Origin of the sequence: Streptomyces sp. NPDC006012 (assembly GCF_042871185.1) — a bacterium.
GTDB lineage: Bacteria > Actinomycetota > Actinomycetes > Streptomycetales > Streptomycetaceae > Streptomyces.
The window spans coordinates 61,815-77,789 of sequence record NZ_JBIAIE010000022.1; the positions used below are offsets into that span (position 1 = coordinate 61,815).

19 protein-coding genes are annotated in these 15,975 nt (G+C 71.0%); 18 read left to right on the top strand and 1 reads right to left on the bottom strand.

The features are described from left to right. Positions 1-203 precede the first annotated feature (203 nt). The 16 genes from rpsP to ACFYPJ_RS29565 all read left to right on the top strand — a co-directional run bounded on the left by rpsP (position 204) and on the right by ACFYPJ_RS29565 (position 12,897). Positions 204-626 (top strand): 30S ribosomal protein S16, encoded by a 423-nt coding sequence (gene rpsP, locus ACFYPJ_RS29490; protein ID WP_389023537.1) that lies wholly within the window; start codon positions 204-206, stop codon positions 624-626. Between the two features lie 5 nt (positions 627-631). Next, positions 632-871 (top strand): RNA-binding protein, encoded by a 240-nt coding sequence (locus ACFYPJ_RS29495; RefSeq protein WP_003973401.1) that lies wholly within the window; start codon positions 632-634, stop codon positions 869-871. 81 nt (positions 872-952) lie between these two features. Continuing rightward, complete coding sequence (gene rimM / locus ACFYPJ_RS29500; RefSeq protein ID WP_389023540.1) at positions 953-1,513, top strand: ribosome maturation factor RimM; 561 nt, start codon at positions 953-955, stop codon at positions 1,511-1,513. Further along, positions 1,510-2,343, top strand: a complete 834-nt coding sequence (gene trmD, locus ACFYPJ_RS29505; RefSeq protein ID WP_389023543.1) for a tRNA (guanosine(37)-N1)-methyltransferase TrmD — start codon at positions 1,510-1,512, stop codon at positions 2,341-2,343. The genes rimM and trmD overlap by 4 nt, the downstream gene beginning before the upstream one ends. A 137-nt stretch (positions 2,344-2,480) precedes the next feature. Next, positions 2,481-2,831, top strand: coding sequence for a 50S ribosomal protein L19 (gene rplS / locus ACFYPJ_RS29510; RefSeq protein WP_389023546.1), 351 nt, complete (start codon positions 2,481-2,483; stop codon positions 2,829-2,831). A gap of 45 nt (positions 2,832-2,876) precedes the next feature. After that, the gene (gene lepB, locus ACFYPJ_RS29515) at positions 2,877-3,575 is read left to right on the top strand and encodes a signal peptidase I (RefSeq protein ID WP_389023549.1); all 699 of its coding nucleotides are present in this window, start codon (positions 2,877-2,879) and stop codon (positions 3,573-3,575) included. Further along, positions 3,568-4,656: a signal peptidase I gene (gene lepB, locus ACFYPJ_RS29520; protein ID WP_389023552.1), complete on the top strand. Its 1,089-nt coding sequence runs from the start codon at positions 3,568-3,570 to the stop codon at positions 4,654-4,656. Before lepB (ACFYPJ_RS29515) ends, lepB (ACFYPJ_RS29520) begins: the two co-directional genes overlap by 8 nt. Then, positions 4,544-5,545 (top strand): signal peptidase I, encoded by a 1,002-nt coding sequence (lepB, locus tag ACFYPJ_RS29525; RefSeq protein WP_389023555.1) that lies wholly within the window; start codon positions 4,544-4,546, stop codon positions 5,543-5,545. The genes lepB (ACFYPJ_RS29520) and lepB (ACFYPJ_RS29525) overlap by 113 nt, the downstream gene beginning before the upstream one ends. Positions 5,546-5,790: 245 nt before the next feature. After that, positions 5,791-6,564: a signal peptidase I gene (lepB, locus tag ACFYPJ_RS29530; protein ID WP_389023558.1), complete on the top strand. Its 774-nt coding sequence runs from the start codon at positions 5,791-5,793 to the stop codon at positions 6,562-6,564. Further along, the gene (locus ACFYPJ_RS29535; protein ID WP_389023561.1) at positions 6,554-7,087 is read left to right on the top strand and encodes an NUDIX hydrolase; all 534 of its coding nucleotides are present in this window, start codon (positions 6,554-6,556) and stop codon (positions 7,085-7,087) included. The genes lepB (ACFYPJ_RS29530) and ACFYPJ_RS29535 overlap by 11 nt, the downstream gene beginning before the upstream one ends. A gap of 56 nt (positions 7,088-7,143) precedes the next feature. Continuing rightward, entirely contained in the window at positions 7,144-7,452 is a 309-nt protein-coding gene (locus ACFYPJ_RS29540) for a DUF2469 domain-containing protein (RefSeq protein ID WP_003965949.1), read from the top strand. A 409-nt stretch (positions 7,453-7,861) separates the two neighbouring features. Beyond that, positions 7,862-8,233, top strand: coding sequence for a YraN family protein (locus ACFYPJ_RS29545; RefSeq protein WP_389023564.1), 372 nt, complete (start codon positions 7,862-7,864; stop codon positions 8,231-8,233). Between the two features lies 1 nt (position 8,234). Continuing rightward, on the top strand, positions 8,235-9,854 hold the full coding sequence (locus ACFYPJ_RS29550) for a YifB family Mg chelatase-like AAA ATPase (RefSeq protein ID WP_389023567.1): 1,620 nt from the start codon (positions 8,235-8,237) through the stop codon (positions 9,852-9,854). Further along, complete coding sequence (gene dprA, locus ACFYPJ_RS29555) at positions 9,851-11,011, top strand: DNA-processing protein DprA (protein ID WP_389023571.1); 1,161 nt, start codon at positions 9,851-9,853, stop codon at positions 11,009-11,011. The genes ACFYPJ_RS29550 and dprA overlap by 4 nt, the downstream gene beginning before the upstream one ends. Positions 11,012-11,303: 292 nt before the next feature. After that, positions 11,304-12,146 carry an RNA polymerase sigma factor WhiG gene (gene whiG, locus ACFYPJ_RS29560; RefSeq protein ID WP_376533285.1) on the top strand — a complete coding sequence of 281 codons (843 nt, stop codon included), beginning with the start codon at positions 11,304-11,306 and terminating at the stop codon, positions 12,144-12,146. 193 nt (positions 12,147-12,339) lie between these two features. Continuing rightward, complete coding sequence (locus tag ACFYPJ_RS29565; RefSeq protein ID WP_389023721.1) at positions 12,340-12,897, top strand: TetR/AcrR family transcriptional regulator; 558 nt, start codon at positions 12,340-12,342, stop codon at positions 12,895-12,897. A 222-nt stretch (positions 12,898-13,119) separates the two neighbouring features. On the opposite strand, the gene ACFYPJ_RS29570 is transcribed toward ACFYPJ_RS29565, so the two are convergent. Further along, positions 13,120-13,692, bottom strand: coding sequence for a murein hydrolase activator EnvC family protein (locus tag ACFYPJ_RS29570; RefSeq protein WP_389023724.1), 573 nt, complete (start codon positions 13,690-13,692; stop codon positions 13,120-13,122). Between the two features lie 365 nt (positions 13,693-14,057). Between ACFYPJ_RS29570 and rpsB the strand changes: the two genes are divergently transcribed. Next, positions 14,058-14,948: a 30S ribosomal protein S2 gene (rpsB, locus tag ACFYPJ_RS29575; protein ID WP_389023575.1), complete on the top strand. Its 891-nt coding sequence runs from the start codon at positions 14,058-14,060 to the stop codon at positions 14,946-14,948. Positions 14,949-15,105: 157 nt separating this feature from the next. Then, complete coding sequence (gene tsf, locus ACFYPJ_RS29580; RefSeq protein ID WP_389023578.1) at positions 15,106-15,942, top strand: translation elongation factor Ts; 837 nt, start codon at positions 15,106-15,108, stop codon at positions 15,940-15,942. Positions 15,943-15,975 lie beyond the last annotated feature (33 nt).

The window sequence follows — 15,975 nt, forward strand, 5'->3', positions numbered from 1 at the left end:
CTCCGCGCCGGGTGCCTGTCCGGCATGCCCGGGCCCCGGCCGGAAGCGACCCGCGGCGTGTGGCACAATGGCTAGCTGTACTCGACAGTCGCACAGGACCCCTCTCTCCTCCGGCTGACGCGTCCATCGGGCCACTCGGGTCCGCAACCCCACGCGGCATCTCGTTGTGCCCCACCACGTCAAATCCAGGAGAACCCACTCCCGTGGCAGTCAAGATCAAGCTGAAGCGTCTGGGCAAGATCCGTTCGCCTCACTACCGCATCGTCGTCGCCGACTCCCGTACCCGCCGTGACGGCCGGGCCATCGAAGAGATCGGCAAGTACCACCCGACCTACAACCCGTCGGTCATCGAGGTGGACGCCGACCGCGTGGCGTACTGGCTCGGTGTCGGCGCCCAGCCGACCGAGCCCGTGCTCGCCATTCTGAAGAAGACGGGCGACTGGCAGAAGTTCAAGGGCGAGCCCGCTCCGGCGCCGCTGCTCGTCGCCGCGCCGAAGGCCGCGCGTCCGACCTTCGAGGCTCTCGGCGGCGAGGACGAGGGCAAGGGTGAGGCGATCACCCAGCGGAAGAAGGCCGAGAAGAAGGACGAGGCCGCCGCCGAGTCCTCCGAGTCGACCGAGGCCTGAGCAGCATGCTCGAAGAGGCGCTTGAGCACCTCGTGAAGGGCATCGTCGACAACCCTGACGATGTGCAGGTCGCCTCGCGCAACCTGCGCCGTGGGCGCGTCCTTGAGGTCCGGGTCCACCCCGACGACCTCGGCAAGGTGATCGGCCGCAACGGCCGCACCGCGCGTGCCCTGCGTACCGTCGTGGGTGCCATCGGCGGCCGTGGAGTCCGCGTCGACCTCGTCGACGTCGACCACGTCCGCTGACGCTTTCGCAAACCGGCTCGGGCCGGGGACGGCCACTGGGCCGTCCCCGGCCCGTAGCCGTATGACAGGAGATCTGGAAACGTGCAGCTGGTAGTCGCACGGATCGGCCGTGCCCATGGCATCAAGGGCGAGGTCACCGTCGAGGTACGCACCGACGAGCCGGAACTCAGGCTCGCGCCCGGCGCCGTACTCACCACCGATCCCGCCTCCGCGGGACCGCTCACCATCGAGACCGGCCGCGTGCACAGCGGCCGCCTGCTCCTGCGTTTCGCCGGCGTGCGGGACCGCAACGGCGCCGAAGCCCTCCGCAACACCGTCCTGATCGCCGAGATCGACCCGGAGGAACTGCCCGAGGGCGAGGACGAGTACTACGACCACCAGTTGATCGACCTCGACGTGGTCACCGAGGACGGCACGGAGGTCGGCCGCATCACCGAGATCTCCCACCTGCCCTCCCAGGACCTGTTCATCGTCGAACGGCCCGACGGCAGCGAGGTGCTGATCCCCTTCGTCGAGGAGATCGTCACCGAGATCGACCTGGCGGAGCAGAAAGCCGTCGTGGCGCCCCCGCCGGGCCTGCTGGACCTCGCGGCCCGCGAGGACACCGCCGCCGAACATGGCGCCGGGGACGAGGGCGCATGAGGCTCGACGTCGTCACCATCTTCCCCGAGTACCTGGAGCCGCTGAACGTCTCCCTCGTCGGCAAGGCACGCGCGCGCGGGCAGCTCGACGTGCACGTGCACGACCTGCGGACCTGGACGTACGACCGGCACAACACGGTCGACGACACGCCCTACGGCGGCGGCCCCGGCATGGTCATGATGACCGGGCCGTGGGGCGACGCCCTCGACTGCGTACTGGCCGACGGCTACGAGACCGGCTCCGGGACGCCCGCGCTGATCGTGCCCACCCCGAGCGGCCGCCCCTTCACCCAGGAACTGGCCGTCGAACTCTCCGAGCGCCCCTGGCTGATCTTCACACCGGCCCGGTACGAGGGCATCGACCGGCGCGTCATGGACGAGTACGCGACCCGGATACCCGTCTACGAGGTGTCCATCGGCGACTATGTGCTCGCCGGCGGCGAGGCGGCCGTCCTGGTCGTCACCGAGGCCGTGGCACGGCTGCTGCCCGGCGTCCTGGGCAACGCCGAGTCCCACCGGGACGACTCCTTCGCGCCCGGCGCCATGGCGAGCCTCCTGGAGGGCCCCGTCTACACCAAGCCGCCCCGCTGGCACGGCCGGGGCATCCCGGACGTGCTGCTCAGTGGCCATCACGGGAAGATCGCCCGCTGGCGCCGGGACGAGGCGCTGAAGCGTACGACCGCCAACAGGCCCGACCTGATCGAGCGTTGCGACCCCCGGGCCTTCGACAAGAAGGACCGCGAGATGCTCTCCATCCTCGGCTGGGCGCCGGACCCGGACGGGGAGCCGTACGGCCGATTTTGGCGCAGGCCAGAGGGCATGGAAGAATAGCCCGCTGTTGTGCATCCGGTCGGCGTGCGCCCCTGCCACAGGGGGAGACGACGCCCGTCCCGACCCGCACGGCACTCCTATGACGAACATCTAGTTCCCGTTGATGACCTGTGGCATCCGCGAAGAAAGCAGACGACATGTCTCACCTGCTCGACTCTGTCGACTCCGCTGCGCTGCGCAGCGACATCCCGGCCTTCCGCCCGGGTGACACCGTCAACGTCCACGTCCGCGTCATCGAGGGCAACCGCTCCCGTGTGCAGCAGTTCAAGGGCGTCGTGATCCGCCGCCAGGGCTCCGGTGTCCGCGAGACCTTCACGGTCCGCAAGGTCTCCTTCTCCGTCGGTGTCGAGCGCACCTTCCCGGTGCACACCCCGATCGTCGAGAAGATCGAGCTGGTCACCAAGGGTGACGTGCGTCGCGCCAAGCTCTACTACCTGCGCGACCTGCGCGGCAAGGCCGCGAAGATCAAGGAGAAGCGCGAGCGCTGAGCGCTCCCGGGAGTTCCCAGCCGGGCCGGATAACATCAGCCCGCGATGGACACCGAAGCACAGCCGACGAGACGCGACCGTTCCTCCTCCAGCCCCGGCGCACCGGGCACGGAGGGACGGTCGCGTTTCGCGTTCGCGTCGCGTTTCGCGGACTGGCTGCCGGGCGGACGGATCACCCTCACCCTCTTCGCCTGCCTGCTGTTCCTGCTGCTCCTCAACACGTACGTGGCGCAGCCGTTCCAGATCCCGAGCGGATCCATGGAGAACGGGCTGCGGATCGGCGACCGCGTGCTCGTGAACAAGGTGGCGTACCGTTTCGGTGCCGGGCCGCGCCGTGGTGACGTGGTCGTGTTCGACGGAACCGGGTATTTCGGGGACGCGGACTACATCAAGCGCGTGGTGGGTGTGGGCGGAGACCACGTGGTCTGCTGCGACAAGGAGGGCAGGATCGAGGTGAACGGCCGACCGGTCGACGAGACGGCGTTCCTCCATCCCGGGGACAGCCCGTCCACCGTGCCCTTCGACGTCGTCGTACCCCAGGGCAGGCTGTTCGTCCTCGGCGACCACCGCGACGACTCCAGCGACTCCCGCGACCACCTGGGATCCCCGGGCGGTGGCATGATCCCCGTCGCCGACGTGATCGGGCGTGCCGACTGGATCGTCTGGCCCGCCGCCCACTGGACGCGCCTCGGCCGGCCGGCCGCCTACGCGCGCGTGCCCGCCGCGGAGCAGCCGCATGGGTAACCGCGGCAAGCCCCGCGGTGCGCCCCGCAAGGCGGCCGACGGCCCGCCCCCCACCGGGCGGCGCGCGGCCGGTCCGGCCGGCGGCCGCACCCGCGCGGAGCGGCGCCAGCTGCAGCGCAAGGTCAAGCGCAAGCGCAGGCGCAGCGCGGCGCGTGAGATACCGCTCCTGGTCGGCGTGGCCGTGCTGATAGCGCTGGTCCTGAAGACCTTCCTCGTCCAGGCCTTCGTGATCCCGTCGGGCTCCATGGAGCAGACGATCCGGATCGGCGACCGCGTCCTGGTCGACAAGCTCACCCCGTGGTTCGGCTCCGAACCGCAGCGCGGGGACGTCGTCGTCTTCCACGACCCGGGCCGCTGGCTGGCCGGTGAGCAGACCGGCAAGAAGAACGACCCCGTCGTCGTCAAGCAGATCAAGGAGGGGCTCAGCTTCATCGGGCTGCTGCCCTCCGACAACGAGAAGGACCTCATCAAGCGGGTCATCGGTGTCGGCGGTGACCATGTCAAGTGCTGCGACACGCAGGGCCGGATCACCGTCAACGGCGTTCCGCTGTCCGAGTCGGACTACCTGTATCCGGGCAACGCCCCCTCCAGCACGCCGTTCGACGTCACCGTCCCCCAGGGACGACTGTGGGTGATGGGCGACCATCGCGGAAACTCCGCGGACTCCCGCGCCCACCAGGACACCGACTACGGGGGCACGGTCTCCCTGAACTCCGTGGTGGGCCGGGCCATCATCATCGGCTGGCCGATCGGCCACTGGTCCCGTCTGACCGAACCTAAAACCTTCGCAAGCGTCTCCGACTCGGCGCCGGGGTCGACCGCGGCCCCCCGCCTGTCGCATAGGGTTGCCTCCGACGATCCGGACGGAATGATCCAGCTCCCGACTCCTGCGGAACTCCCGCTCGTTATGGGAGTGGTGGGCCTGCACCGTACCCGGAGCAGGCGGCGGCACGGCGTAAGGAGTTGGCGTGGGGGATGTGGCGGTTGGCGCACGGTCGGGATACGACGGCGAAGAACACCGCGGGCGCCCCGTGGAATCGAGCGAACCCACGGCGGAGAACGCCGTGACCTCCGGAAATGACCCTGAATCGACCCCGAGCGGAACGCCGGCCGAGGGGCAGCCCCCGGCTGTCGGCACTCCGGACGAGGGGCCGGGCGGCTCTGCTCCCGGGCCGAGGAAACCGCGCTCCTTCTGGAAGGAGCTGCCGATCCTGGTCGTCATCGCACTGGTGCTGGCACTGCTGATCAAGACGTTCCTGGTGCAGGCGTTCTCGATTCCGTCGGACTCGATGCAGAACACCCTCCAGCAGGGTGACCGGGTCCTGGTCGACAAGCTCACCCCGTGGTTCGGCTCCAAGCCCGACCGCGGCGAGGTCATCGTCTTCCACGACCCGGACAACTGGCTCGCGGGGGAACCGGCGCCGAATCCGAACCCCGTGCAGAAGGTCCTCAGCTGGATCGGCCTGATGCCGTCCGCGGAGGAGAAGGACCTGATCAAGCGGGTCATCGGCGTCGGCGGTGACACGGTCGAGTGCAAGAACACCGGCCCGCTGCTGGTCAACGGCAAGCCGCTGAACGAGCCGTTCGTCTACCCCGGGAACACGCCGTGCAGCGTGGACGACCAGGGCGGCCAGTTCAAGGTGACGGTTCCCAAGGGCTACCTCTGGGTGATGGGCGACCACCGCCAGAACTCCCGTGACTCGCGCTACAACCAGTCCGACAAGAACCACGGCATGGTCCCCGTCGCCGATGTCGTCGGCCGCGCCATCGTCCGGGCCTGGCCGATCAACCGCTGGGGCACCCTGCCGGTCCCGGACACCTTCGATCAGCCGGGTCTCGACCAGCAGTCCTCCGCCGCCTCCTCCGCTGCCGTCCCGCTGCCGGTGGGCCCCGAGAGCATCGCGCTCGTGGGCGTGCTGCCGGTGGTGGCGTGGCGCCGCCGCCGGGCCGCGGCGAGCCGGACCCGCTGAGGACCGGACCGGAACGAGGCAACCCCCGGGTCGGCTGAGAACCCCGGGGGTCGGCGGGTGAATCCCCGGCCGTGCGCCTTGGAAGTCTGCCTGTCCGTCCGGGACGTGGGCCTGGGGTGTCCATCCGGGGTGCGCTCGGTACAGCGCGACCGCCCGGAAGCGTGCGAGGCCCGGTCTGGCCCTCCTCCTGTCCGAGGGTGAGGGAGACTGGGGCCGCTCGGTACCGCCCGGTAGGGTGCGGGTCCATGGGTGGCGAGAGCACGACACGTACGGCCCCGCACCGCGGTGGCACAGGCACGGCACAGGCCGGCAGCGCGCTCGGGCAGCGGCTGTCCGGGGTGGCCGTGGCACTGGGCCTGGTGCTGTTCCTCGGGGGATTCGCGTGGGGAGCGGTGGTCTACCGGCCGTACACCGTGCCCACCGGCTCCATGACCCCGACGATCCACGCCGGTGACCGCGTCCTCGCGGAGCGCGTCGACGGTGGCGAGATCCGCCGGGGCGATGTCGTCGTCTTCCAGGACAAGACCTGGGTCACCGGCTCCGACGTGGTCAAGCGCGTGGTCGCGGTCGGCGGGGACACCGTCGCCTGCTGCACTGACGGCAAGCTGACCGTCAACGGCAAGCAGATCGACGAGCCCTACCTCCCCGAGGGCAGCGCAGCCGAGCTGATGGGCATCCCGACCGTCAAGGTCCCCGAGGACCGCCTTTTCCTCCTCGGCGACGAGCGGCAGGGCTCGCTGGACTCCACCGCCCACCTCACCGACGCCGCCCGCGGTACCGTCGCCGCCGGTGCCGTGTCCGCCCGCGTCGACGCCGTCGTCTGGCCCGTGAAGGGCATGCTGAAGCGTCCCGTCGGCTTCGAGGCGCTGGGCGCCCTCTCCCAGCCGGGGCCGCTGCGCACCATCGTCGTGCTGATCGTGGCCGGAGCGGTGCTCGTCCTCGCCGGCGGCGCCTACGGCCCGGTCGCCAAGCTGCTGACCCGCTCCCGTACCCGCCCGGAGCCCGCCGGTGCCCGCTGAAGCCCGGGAGCCGGGCGCGGATTCCTTCCCGGGCGGCCTGCGCAGGGTCGCCCGGGTGGTGCTGCTGGACCCCAGTGACCGCATACTGCTGTTGCACGGCCACGAGCCGGACGACCCGGCCGACGACTGGTGGTTCACGCCCGGCGGCGGCCTGGAGGGCGAGGAGACCCGCGAGCAGGCCGCGATGCGGGAACTGGCCGAGGAGACCGGTATCACCGACGTCGAGCTCGGCCCGGTGCTGTGGCGCCGGCAGTGCTCCTTCCCGTTCGCCGGCCGCCGCTGGAACCAGGACGAGTGGTACTACCTGGCCCGTACGGCCCGTACGCCCCAGCGGGACCCCGGGGCGCTGGCCCTGACCGAGCTGGAGCGCCGCAGCGTCGCCGGAGCGAGGTGGTGGACCTGTCGGGAACTCGCCCGGGCGCATGAGACGGTGTACCCGACCAGACTCGCCGAGCTGCTCCGGACGCTGCTCGACGAAGGTCCCCCGGCCAAGCCCGTGACCCTTGACACGGAAATCGTCTAGAGGCGCGCGGGACTGGCGCACAATGGTGGGATCGCACGGCTGAAGGGGAACATGCCATGAGCGCCGAGGACCTCGAAAAGTACGAGACCGAGATGGAGCTGAAGCTCTACCGGGAGTACCGCGATGTCGTCGGTCTGTTCAAATACGTGATCGAGACCGAGCGGCGCTTCTACCTCACCAACGACTACGAGATGCAGGTGCACTCGGTACAGGGCGAGGTGTTCTTCGAGGTGTCCATGGCGGATGCCTGGGTCTGGGACATGTACCGGCCGGCCCGGTTCGTGAAGCAGGTGCGTGTCCTGACGTTCAAGGACGTGAACATCGAGGAGCTGAACAAGAGCGACCTGGAACTGCCGGGCGGCTGAAGAGACGTCCGGGGCGGTTGACGGGGCCCTGGGCGGCTGAAGGGAATCCGGGCGGGCGCGCGGATTTTCCCGGCCGTACGTACGGGATTCCCTGGCCGTAGGGGTTTGTCGCACGGTGTACGGGATTCCCTGGGCCGTATGGCTTTCCCTGGGTCGATGGGGGTCCTCGGGGGCATACGGCACTCCCGGCCGATGGTGATTCCCCGGGCCGGCGAGGGATGCGCGGGCGGGCCCGGGCCGGCGAGGGGTGCTGCGGGCGGGTCCCGGGCCGACGAGCGCGGCGTGGGCGAGTCCAGGGCGACGCGCGTGCGCGGGTGGGTGACGAGGTTGTCCACAACCGGCGGGTAACCCACCAAGATCCACTTCTTCCGGCCGGATACGTGACGGTGGGCGCGGAGGTGGTGCCCACATGAACGCACAGCAGGCACGCAACGCAATCGGCAGGTACGGCGAAGACCTGGCCGCTCGGCGGCTGACCGGGGCCGGGATGACGGTCCTTGAGCGCAACTGGCGCTGCGGCCGATCCGGTGAGATCGACATCGTGGCCCGGGACGGGGACACGGTCGTCCTCTGCGAGGTGAAGACGCGCCGTGGCGGGTGCTACGAGCATCCGATGGCCGCGGTGACCCCACGGAAGGCGCAGCGGCTGCGGGACCTCGCCGAACGCTGGATCCAGACCCATGGCGGCACACCGCCCGGCGGCGTCCGCATCGACCTGGTCGGCGTCCTCCTGCCGGACCGCGGAGCCCCCTTGGTCGAGCACGCGCGGGGGGTGGCCTGAGATGGCGTTCGCCCGTACGTGCTCCGTGGCGCTGGTGGGCGTCGAGGGCGTGGTGGTCGAGGTCCAGGCCGACCTGGAACCGGGAGTGGCGGCGTTCACGCTGGTGGGGCTGCCGGACAAGAGCCTGTCGGAGAGCCGGGACCGGGTGCGGGCCGCGGTGGTCAACTCCGGCGGGTCCTGGCCGTCGAAGAAGCTCACCGTGGGCCTCAGCCCGGCCTCGGTGCCGAAGGCGGGCAGCGGTTTCGACCTGGCCGTGGCCTGCGCGGTGCTCGGCGCCGCCGAGCGGATCGACCCCAGGGTGCTCGCCGACATCGTGATGATCGGCGAACTGGGCCTCGACGGCCGGGTGCGCCCGGTCCGGGGCATCCTGCCGGCGGTGCTGGCCGCGGCCGACGCCGGATACGAACAGGTGGTGGTGCCCGAGTGCGCCGCGGCCGAGGCATCGCTGGTGCCGGGGGTGTCGGTGCTCGGCATCCGCAGCCTGCGCCAGTTGATCGCCGTGCTGGCGGACGAGCCCGTACCGGATGAGGAACCCGACGAGCCGGGGCGTCCCGATTCGCTCCGTGCGGGGCTGCGGGCGCTCGGCGCGGGCGCGGCCACCGGCATGCAGGGCGTCGGTGTCGCACACCACGACCACGACCTCGCCGACGTGGTGGGACAGCGCTCCGCGCGCACGGCGGTGGAGGTGGCCGCCGCGGGCGGTCACCACCTCTTCCTGGAGGGCCCGCCCGGAGCGGGCAAGACGATGCTCGCGGAACGGCTGCCCGCCGTGCTGCCCCGGCTCGGCCGGGAGGAGTCGCTGGAGGTCACGGCGGTCCACTCGGTGGCGGGACTGCTGCCCCCGGGCAAACCGCTGATCGACGTCGCGCCCTACTGCGCTCCGCACCACTCGGCCACGATGCAGTCGCTGGTCGGCGGCGGCCAGGGCATCGCACGCCCCGGCGCGGTGTCGTTGGCTCATAGAGGAGTGCTTTTCCTGGACGAGGTTCCGGAATTCCGCAGTCAGGCCCTGGACGCGCTGCGGCAGCCCCTGGAGTCGGGGCACGTGGTGATCGCGCGCAGCGCCGGGGTGGTCCGGTTCCCCGCCCGTTTCCTGATGGTGCTCGCGGCGAATCCCTGTCCGTGCGGCCGTTTCTCGCAGCGGGACATGCTGTGCGAGTGCCCGCCGTCGATGGTCCGCCGCTATCAGGCGCGGCTGTCCGGGCCGCTGCTCGACCGGGTCGACCTCCGCGTCGAGGTGGATCCCGTGACGCGCGCCGAACTGACCCGGCCCGGTGCCCGGGGCGAGTCCACCGCGGCGGTCGCCGACCGGGTCCGGGAGGCCCGGGACCGTGCCGCGGCACGCCTCATGGGAACTCCGTGGCGGACCAACAGCGAGGTGCCCGGACGTGAGCTGCGCAGCCGCTGGCAGGCGGCGAGCGGCGCGCTGGCCGAGGCGGAGCGGAATCTGGAGCGGGGCGTCCTGACGGCCCGGGGGCTCGACCGGGTCCTGCGCGTGGCCTGGACGGTCGCCGACCTCGCCGGTCACGACCGGCCCGACTCCGGTGACGTCGCCCTGGCCCTGCAACTGCGCACCAGGGTTCCACGAGGTGTGCCCATGGTCATCGGGGCACCGGCGTGACCGGCGACGCCGCTTCGGACGACAGCCTGCTCTCCCGTGTCCTGCTCACCCGCGTCGTCGAACCCGGCGACGAGGTCGGCGGGCGGTGGCTGCGGGAGCACGGGGTGCGGGAGGTCGCCCGGCGGCTGTGCGACGGCGGACGGCCGCTGCCCGGGGTGAGCGGGAGGCGCTGGGCCGGCCTGCGGGCGCGTGCACTGCGAGCGGAGCCGGGCCGGGACCTGGAGGCCGCGCGCACCGCCGGGGTGCGGTTCGTCGCACCGGGAGACGCCGAGTGGCCGGTCCAGCTCGACGACCTGGGGGACGCCCGGCCGCTGGGCCTGTGGGTGCGCGGCCGGCCCGGGCTGCGGATGTGGGCGCTCAGATCGGTCGCCGTCGTCGGCGCCCGGGCCTGCACCGAGTACGGCGCCCACATGGCGGCCACTCTCGCCGCGGGGCTCGCCGAGCGCGGCTGGGTCGTGGTGTCGGGCGGCGCCTACGGCATCGACGGCGCCGCCCACCGGGGCGCCCTCGGTGCGGGCGGGGCCACCGTCGCCGTCCTGGCCTGCGGCGTCGACCGGCCCTACCCCCGCGGACACGCTGAGCTGATCACCAGGATCGCGGCGCAGGGACTGGTCGTGGGGGAACTGCCGCCCGGCGACCATCCGACGCCGAGCAGATTCATCCTGCGCAACCGGGTGATCGCGGCGCTCACCCGGGGCACGGTCGTGGTCGAGGCCGCCCACCGCAGCGGATCCCTGGCCACCGCGCGGGCGGCACAGCGCCTCGGGCGGTTCACGATGGGGGTGCCCGGGCCCGCCACCAGCTCACGCTCCGCGGGCGTCCACGAGTTGCTGCGCGCGGAGGGCGTGCTGGTCACCGATGCCGCGGACGTCGTCGAGCTCGTCGGGGACATGGGAGAACTCGCCCCGGCCAGACGCGGCCCGGTCCTCCCGCGTGACCTGCTGGAACCCGGCGCCCGTCGGGTCCTGGCCGCTCTGCCCGCGGGCCGGGCGGCACACCCGCGGGAGATCGCGTGCGACGCGCAGACCACCGAGGACGAGGTGATCGCGAGGCTGTACGAACTCAGAGCACTTGGATACGTCGAACGACACGGCGACGGCTGGAAGTTGACACGCCAGGCGGTGATGTCGGTACGGGCCGGTCCGGGGCCCTGCTGACCGAGGGTGTTCGGCCGTCCGGGGGAACCCCGATGCCCTTGCGATTCCCCGGAGTTGACCCGTCGGGCCGGTCACCCACGGCGATGCGCCGGGCCTGCTGGAACGGGCCCCGGAGCACGCCCGCCCACGGGTGGAGCCCCGGCGTTCGCACACCGCGACTCCTCAGTCACGCTACGCTCACGAGGACTCCGGCGCAGACCGGCCCCACTCGATACCAGACCGACGGCCCGCCCACTCACGCTGCTCCACAGCACTTCACGGCACTTCACGGCAGAACGGCACAAGGCGACGAATGCCCCAGCACACCTCCGGGTCCGACCGTGCGGCCATCCCCCCCGCCGCCCGCGACGGTGCCAGCGCACGACCGCCCGCTCCTTCGACACTCGACGAACTGTGGCGGTCGTACAAGGCGACGGGGGACGAGCGGCTGCGGGAGCAGCTGATCCTGCACTACTCGCCGTTGGTGAAGTACGTGGCGGGCCGGGTGAGCGTGGGACTGCCGCCCAACGTGGAGCAGGCGGATTTCGTGTCGTCGGGGGTGTTCGGGCTGATCGACGCGATCGAGAAGTTCGACATCGGGCGGGAGATCAAGTTCGAGACCTACGCGATCACGCGGATCCGGGGCGCGATGATCGACGAGTTGCGGGCGCTGGACTGGATTCCGCGGTCGGTGCGGCAGAAGGCGCGCAACGTGGAGCGGGCGTACGCGACGCTGGAGGCGCGGCTGCGGCGCACGCCGTCGGAGGGCGAGGTGGCGGCGGAACTGGGAATCGGGGTGGACGAGCTGCACGCCGTGTTCGGCCAGTTGTCCCTGGCGAACGTGGTGGCGCTGGAAGAACTGCTGCATGTGGGGGGTGAGAGCGGGGACCGGCTGAGCCTCATGGACACGCTGGAGGACACCGCGGCGGACAATCCGGTGGAGGTGGCGGAGGACCGGGAGCTGCGGCGGTTTCTGGCGCGGGCGATCAACACGTTGCCGGAGCGGGAGAAGACCGTGGTGACGCTGTACTACTACGAGGGACTGACACTGGCGGAGATCGGGAACGTGCTGGGGGTGACCGAGAGCCGGGTCAGCCAGATCCACACGAAGTCCGTGCTCCAGCTGCGGGCGAAGCTGGCCGGTTTTGGACGGTGACCTGCGATCGGGACGGGTGCCGGCTGCTGCCGGGCCGCCGTGTCCTTCCCTGGCCGTACTGCTCCCGGGCCGTACCCGGTCACGGCCGTGACCGGCCCCAGGGGCGGGGACAGCCCGTACGCCATCGGGTGACTCCCGCGTCGGCGGGCGCGTCCGTACAGTGGAGGGCGTGCCAAGGATTCGAGCGGCCTCCGTGGTCGAGCACCGGTCGATGCAGCGAGCCGCTCTGCTGGACGCGGCCCGGAGCCTGCTGTCCGAGGGCGGTACGGAGGCGCTGACCTTCCCGGCCCTCGCCGAGCGTACGGGACTCGCGCGCTCGTCCGTGTACGAGTACTTCCGCTCGCGCGCCGCGGTCGTCGAGGAGTTGTGCGAGGTCGACTTCCCCGTGTGGGCCGCCGAGGTGGCGGCGGCGATGGAACGGGCGGATTCGGCCGAGGGCAAGGTGGAGGCGTACGTGCGCCGGCAACTGGCGCTCGTCGGCGACCGGCGCCACCGTGCCGTCGTGGCGATCTCGGCGAGCGAACTGGACGCCGGGGCACGGGAGAAGATCCGTGCGGCGCACGGCGGGCTCGTCGCGATGATCGTCGAGGCCTTGGAGGAACTGGGGCACGCCCAGCCACGACTGGCGGCGATGCTGCTGCAGGGCGTCGTGGACGCGGCGGTCCGCCGCATCGAACTGGGCGCTGCCGAGAACCCCGAGACCATCACGGACGCCGCCGTGACGATGGTCCTGCGGGGCGTACGGGGCTGACCTGCCGAGCCTCGTACGTGCCCCGTCCGGGCCGAGACGGAAGCATGACGAATGATTCCGTCTGTCGGGGATTCGCCGGCCAGGGGTGGTGGCCGGCTCCGGTTCCCTGGAGGTGCGGCCGCCCGTGCCACCGTCGGTGCTAGGTGTCACCTCGTCATTCCTCGAAGGGGAGGCCCGGATTCGGCCAGGTATCCGGTCTCACGGAAGCGGTACCCGAGCATCTCAGGGAAGCGGTACCCCGAGGACCGGCAGCAGTCTTGACGGGCCCCGGTACAGCAGCCACGGGGGCAGCAGCCGGAGCGGGTTCAGGTAGCTGTCGTCGCTGAGCAGCCCCCAGTGCAGGCAAGGGCCGGCGGCGCAGTGCGGCGCGGTCGGCTCGACCCGGCCCACGGCCTCGCCCGCCGCCACCTCGTCCCCGGCGCGTACCGACGGACTCACCGGTTGGTAGGTCGTCCGCAGGTTCGTCCCCAGCAGTGCGACGGAGACCACGCCCCGCCCGGCCACTTTGCCCGCGAAGGAGATCCGGCCCGCCGCCACCGCCCGTACCGGAGCGTCGGGCGCGGCCCCCAGGTCGACGCCCCGGTGCCCGGGTCCGTACGGCGTCGCCGGAGGTTCCCAGCCCCGTACCACCGCGGGCCGCGTCCCCACCGGCCAGGCGCGGGCGACGGCCGGGACCGCGGGTGGAGACGACGCGGGGACCCGCGAACCCGGCGCCTGTGCACGGGCCGGGGGAGCGGGTCCGCCCAGGACCGCAACCGCAACCACCGTCGTCAGTGCCCACACCCACACCCACATCCCCACCCGTGCCCCCGGCCGGGTCCATCCGATCCATCCCGTCCATCCGGTCCTTACCGCACGCCTCACAGACATCGCACACATGCGAGAACGGTCCCGCACGTGTGACGAACACGGCCGGGACCGGTGGACTACTCCCCGGTTGTGGACAGCGGCGTCACCCGGTGCCCCGCCGGTCCCGTACACTTCTGGTGGCGACCCGGGTCACCGGGTCGACTTCGCACGCCCCGACACGAAGCGGCCGGCAACGGTCCGTTCGGGTCAGCGCCTCTCGGTCCTCACGTGGCAACGGCGCAGGTGGGCGTCAGGCGCGGAAGCCGCCCGGGCATCCGCGGCACAACCGAGAAATCCAAGGAGTTACGGCCATGGCCGTCGTCACGATGCGGGAGCTGCTGGAAAGCGGCGTCCACTTCGGTCACCAGACCCGTCGCTGGAACCCGAAGATGAAGCGTTTCATCTTCACCGAGCGCAACGGCATCTACATCATCGACCTGCTCCAGTCGCTGTCGTACATCGACCGCGCCTTCGAGTTCGTCAAGGAGACCGTCGCCCACGGCGGCACGGTCATGTTCGTCGGTACCAAGAAGCAGGCGCAGGAGGCCATCGCCGAGCAGGCCACCCGCGTCGGCATGCCCTACGTCAACCAGCGCTGGCTGGGCGGCATGCTCACCAACTTCTCGACCGTCTACAAGCGTCTGCAGCGCCTGAAGGAGCTTGAGCAGATCGACTTCGAGGACGTCGCCTCCTCCGGTCTGACCAAGAAGGAGCTTCTCGTGCTCTCCCGCGAGAAGACCAAGCTGGAGAAGACCCTCGGTGGTATCCGCGAGATGCAGAAGGTGCCCAGCGCCGTCTGGATCGTGGACACCAAGAAGGAGCACATCGCGGTCGGCGAGGCCCGGAAGCTCAACATTCCGGTCGTCGCCATCCTCGACACCAACTGCGACCCCGACGAGGTCGACTACAAGATCCCGGGCAACGACGACGCGATCCGCTCCGTCACCCTGCTCACCCGGGTGATCGCCGACGCCGTCGCCGAGGGCCTGATCGCCCGTTCCGGTGTCGCGACCGAAGGCAAGGGCGAGAAGGCCGCGGGCGAGCCGCTGGCCGAGTGGGAGCGCGATCTGCTCGCGGGCGAGAAGAAGGCCGAGGACGCTCCGGCAGCCGAGGCCCCGGCTGCTGAGGCTCCCGTCGCCGAGGCCCCTGCCGCTGAGGCTCCCGCCGCTGAGGCCCCGGCCGCCGAGGGCGAGCAGGCCTGACCCGTCAGCGCCGCGTCGACGGCGGGAGCGGCGACATGAAGTTCGCTCCCGCCGTTCACCCGTAGGTCAGCACCAGGTCGGGGATCTGCACCTGCATGTGGACCACGGACCGTGCAGATCTTCGATCCTTCAGACTTCGAGAGAGATTCACACACTCATGGCGAACTACACCGCCGCCGACGTCAAGAAGCTCCGTGAGCTCACCGGCGCTGGCATGATGGACTGCAAGAAGGCGCTGGACGAGGCCGACGGCAACGTCGAGAAGGCCATCGAGGCGCTTCGCATCAGGGGCCAGAAGGGCGTCGCCAAGCGCGAGGGCCGCTCCGCCGAGAACGGCGCCGTGGTCTCGATCATCGCCGACGACAACTCCTCCGGCGTCATCGTCGAGCTGAAGTGCGAGACGGACTTCGTCGCCAAGGGCGAGAAGTTCCAGGCCGTCGCCACCGCCATCGCCGAGCACGTCGCCAAGACCTCCCCGGCCGACCTGGAGGCCCTGCTCGCCTCCGAGATCGAGGCCGGCAAGACCGTCCAGGCGTTCGTGGACGAGGCCAACGCCAACCTGGGCGAGAAGATCGTCCTGGACCGCTTCGCGCAGTTCGCCGACGGTTTCGTCACCGCGTACATGCACCGCACCATGCCCGACCTGCCGCCGCAGATCGGTGTCCTGGTCGAGCTGGACAAGCCGAACGCCGAGGTCGCCAAGGGCATCGCCCAGCACATCGCCGCCTTCGCGCCGAAGTACCTGGCCAAGGAGGACGTCCCGGCCGAGGTCGTCGAGTCCGAGCGCCGCATCGCCGAGGAGACCACGCGCGCGGAGGGCAAGCCGGAGGCTGCCATCGCCAAGATCGTCGACGGTCGTCTGAACGGCTTCTTCAAGGACGCGACGCTGCTCGGCCAGCCGTACGCGCTCGACAACAAGAAGTCGGTCCAGAAGGTTCTGGACGAGGCCGGTGTCACCCTGAAGCGCTTCTCGCGCATCAAGGTCGGCATCTGAGTCCGTACCGCGATCGACACGCGACCCCGATAG

What these genes read in the sequence shown, in the direction of transcription:
- ACFYPJ_RS29495 (WP_003973401.1), top strand. Translation starts at nt 632, where the DNA reads ATGCTCGAAGAGGCGCTTGAGCACCTCGTGAAGGGCATCGTCGACAAC.
- trmD (WP_389023543.1), top strand. Translation starts at nt 1,510, where the DNA reads ATGAGGCTCGACGTCGTCACCATCTTCCCCGAGTACCTGGAGCCGCTG.
- rplS (WP_389023546.1), top strand. Translation starts at nt 2,481, where the DNA reads ATGTCTCACCTGCTCGACTCTGTCGACTCCGCTGCGCTGCGCAGCGAC.
- lepB (WP_389023549.1), top strand. Translation starts at nt 2,877, where the DNA reads ATGGACACCGAAGCACAGCCGACGAGACGCGACCGTTCCTCCTCCAGC.
- lepB (WP_389023552.1), top strand. Translation starts at nt 3,568, where the DNA reads ATGGGTAACCGCGGCAAGCCCCGCGGTGCGCCCCGCAAGGCGGCCGAC.
- lepB (WP_389023558.1), top strand. Translation starts at nt 5,791, where the DNA reads ATGGGTGGCGAGAGCACGACACGTACGGCCCCGCACCGCGGTGGCACA.
- ACFYPJ_RS29540 (WP_003965949.1), top strand. Translation starts at nt 7,144, where the DNA reads ATGAGCGCCGAGGACCTCGAAAAGTACGAGACCGAGATGGAGCTGAAG.
- ACFYPJ_RS29545 (WP_389023564.1), top strand. Translation starts at nt 7,862, where the DNA reads ATGAACGCACAGCAGGCACGCAACGCAATCGGCAGGTACGGCGAAGAC.
- ACFYPJ_RS29550 (WP_389023567.1), top strand. Translation starts at nt 8,235, where the DNA reads ATGGCGTTCGCCCGTACGTGCTCCGTGGCGCTGGTGGGCGTCGAGGGC.
- whiG (WP_376533285.1), top strand. Translation starts at nt 11,304, where the DNA reads ATGCCCCAGCACACCTCCGGGTCCGACCGTGCGGCCATCCCCCCCGCC.
- ACFYPJ_RS29570 (WP_389023724.1), bottom strand. Translation starts at nt 13,692, where the DNA reads ATGTGGGTGTGGGTGTGGGCACTGACGACGGTGGTTGCGGTTGCGGTC.
- rpsB (WP_389023575.1), top strand. Translation starts at nt 14,058, where the DNA reads ATGGCCGTCGTCACGATGCGGGAGCTGCTGGAAAGCGGCGTCCACTTC.
- tsf (WP_389023578.1), top strand. Translation starts at nt 15,106, where the DNA reads ATGGCGAACTACACCGCCGCCGACGTCAAGAAGCTCCGTGAGCTCACC.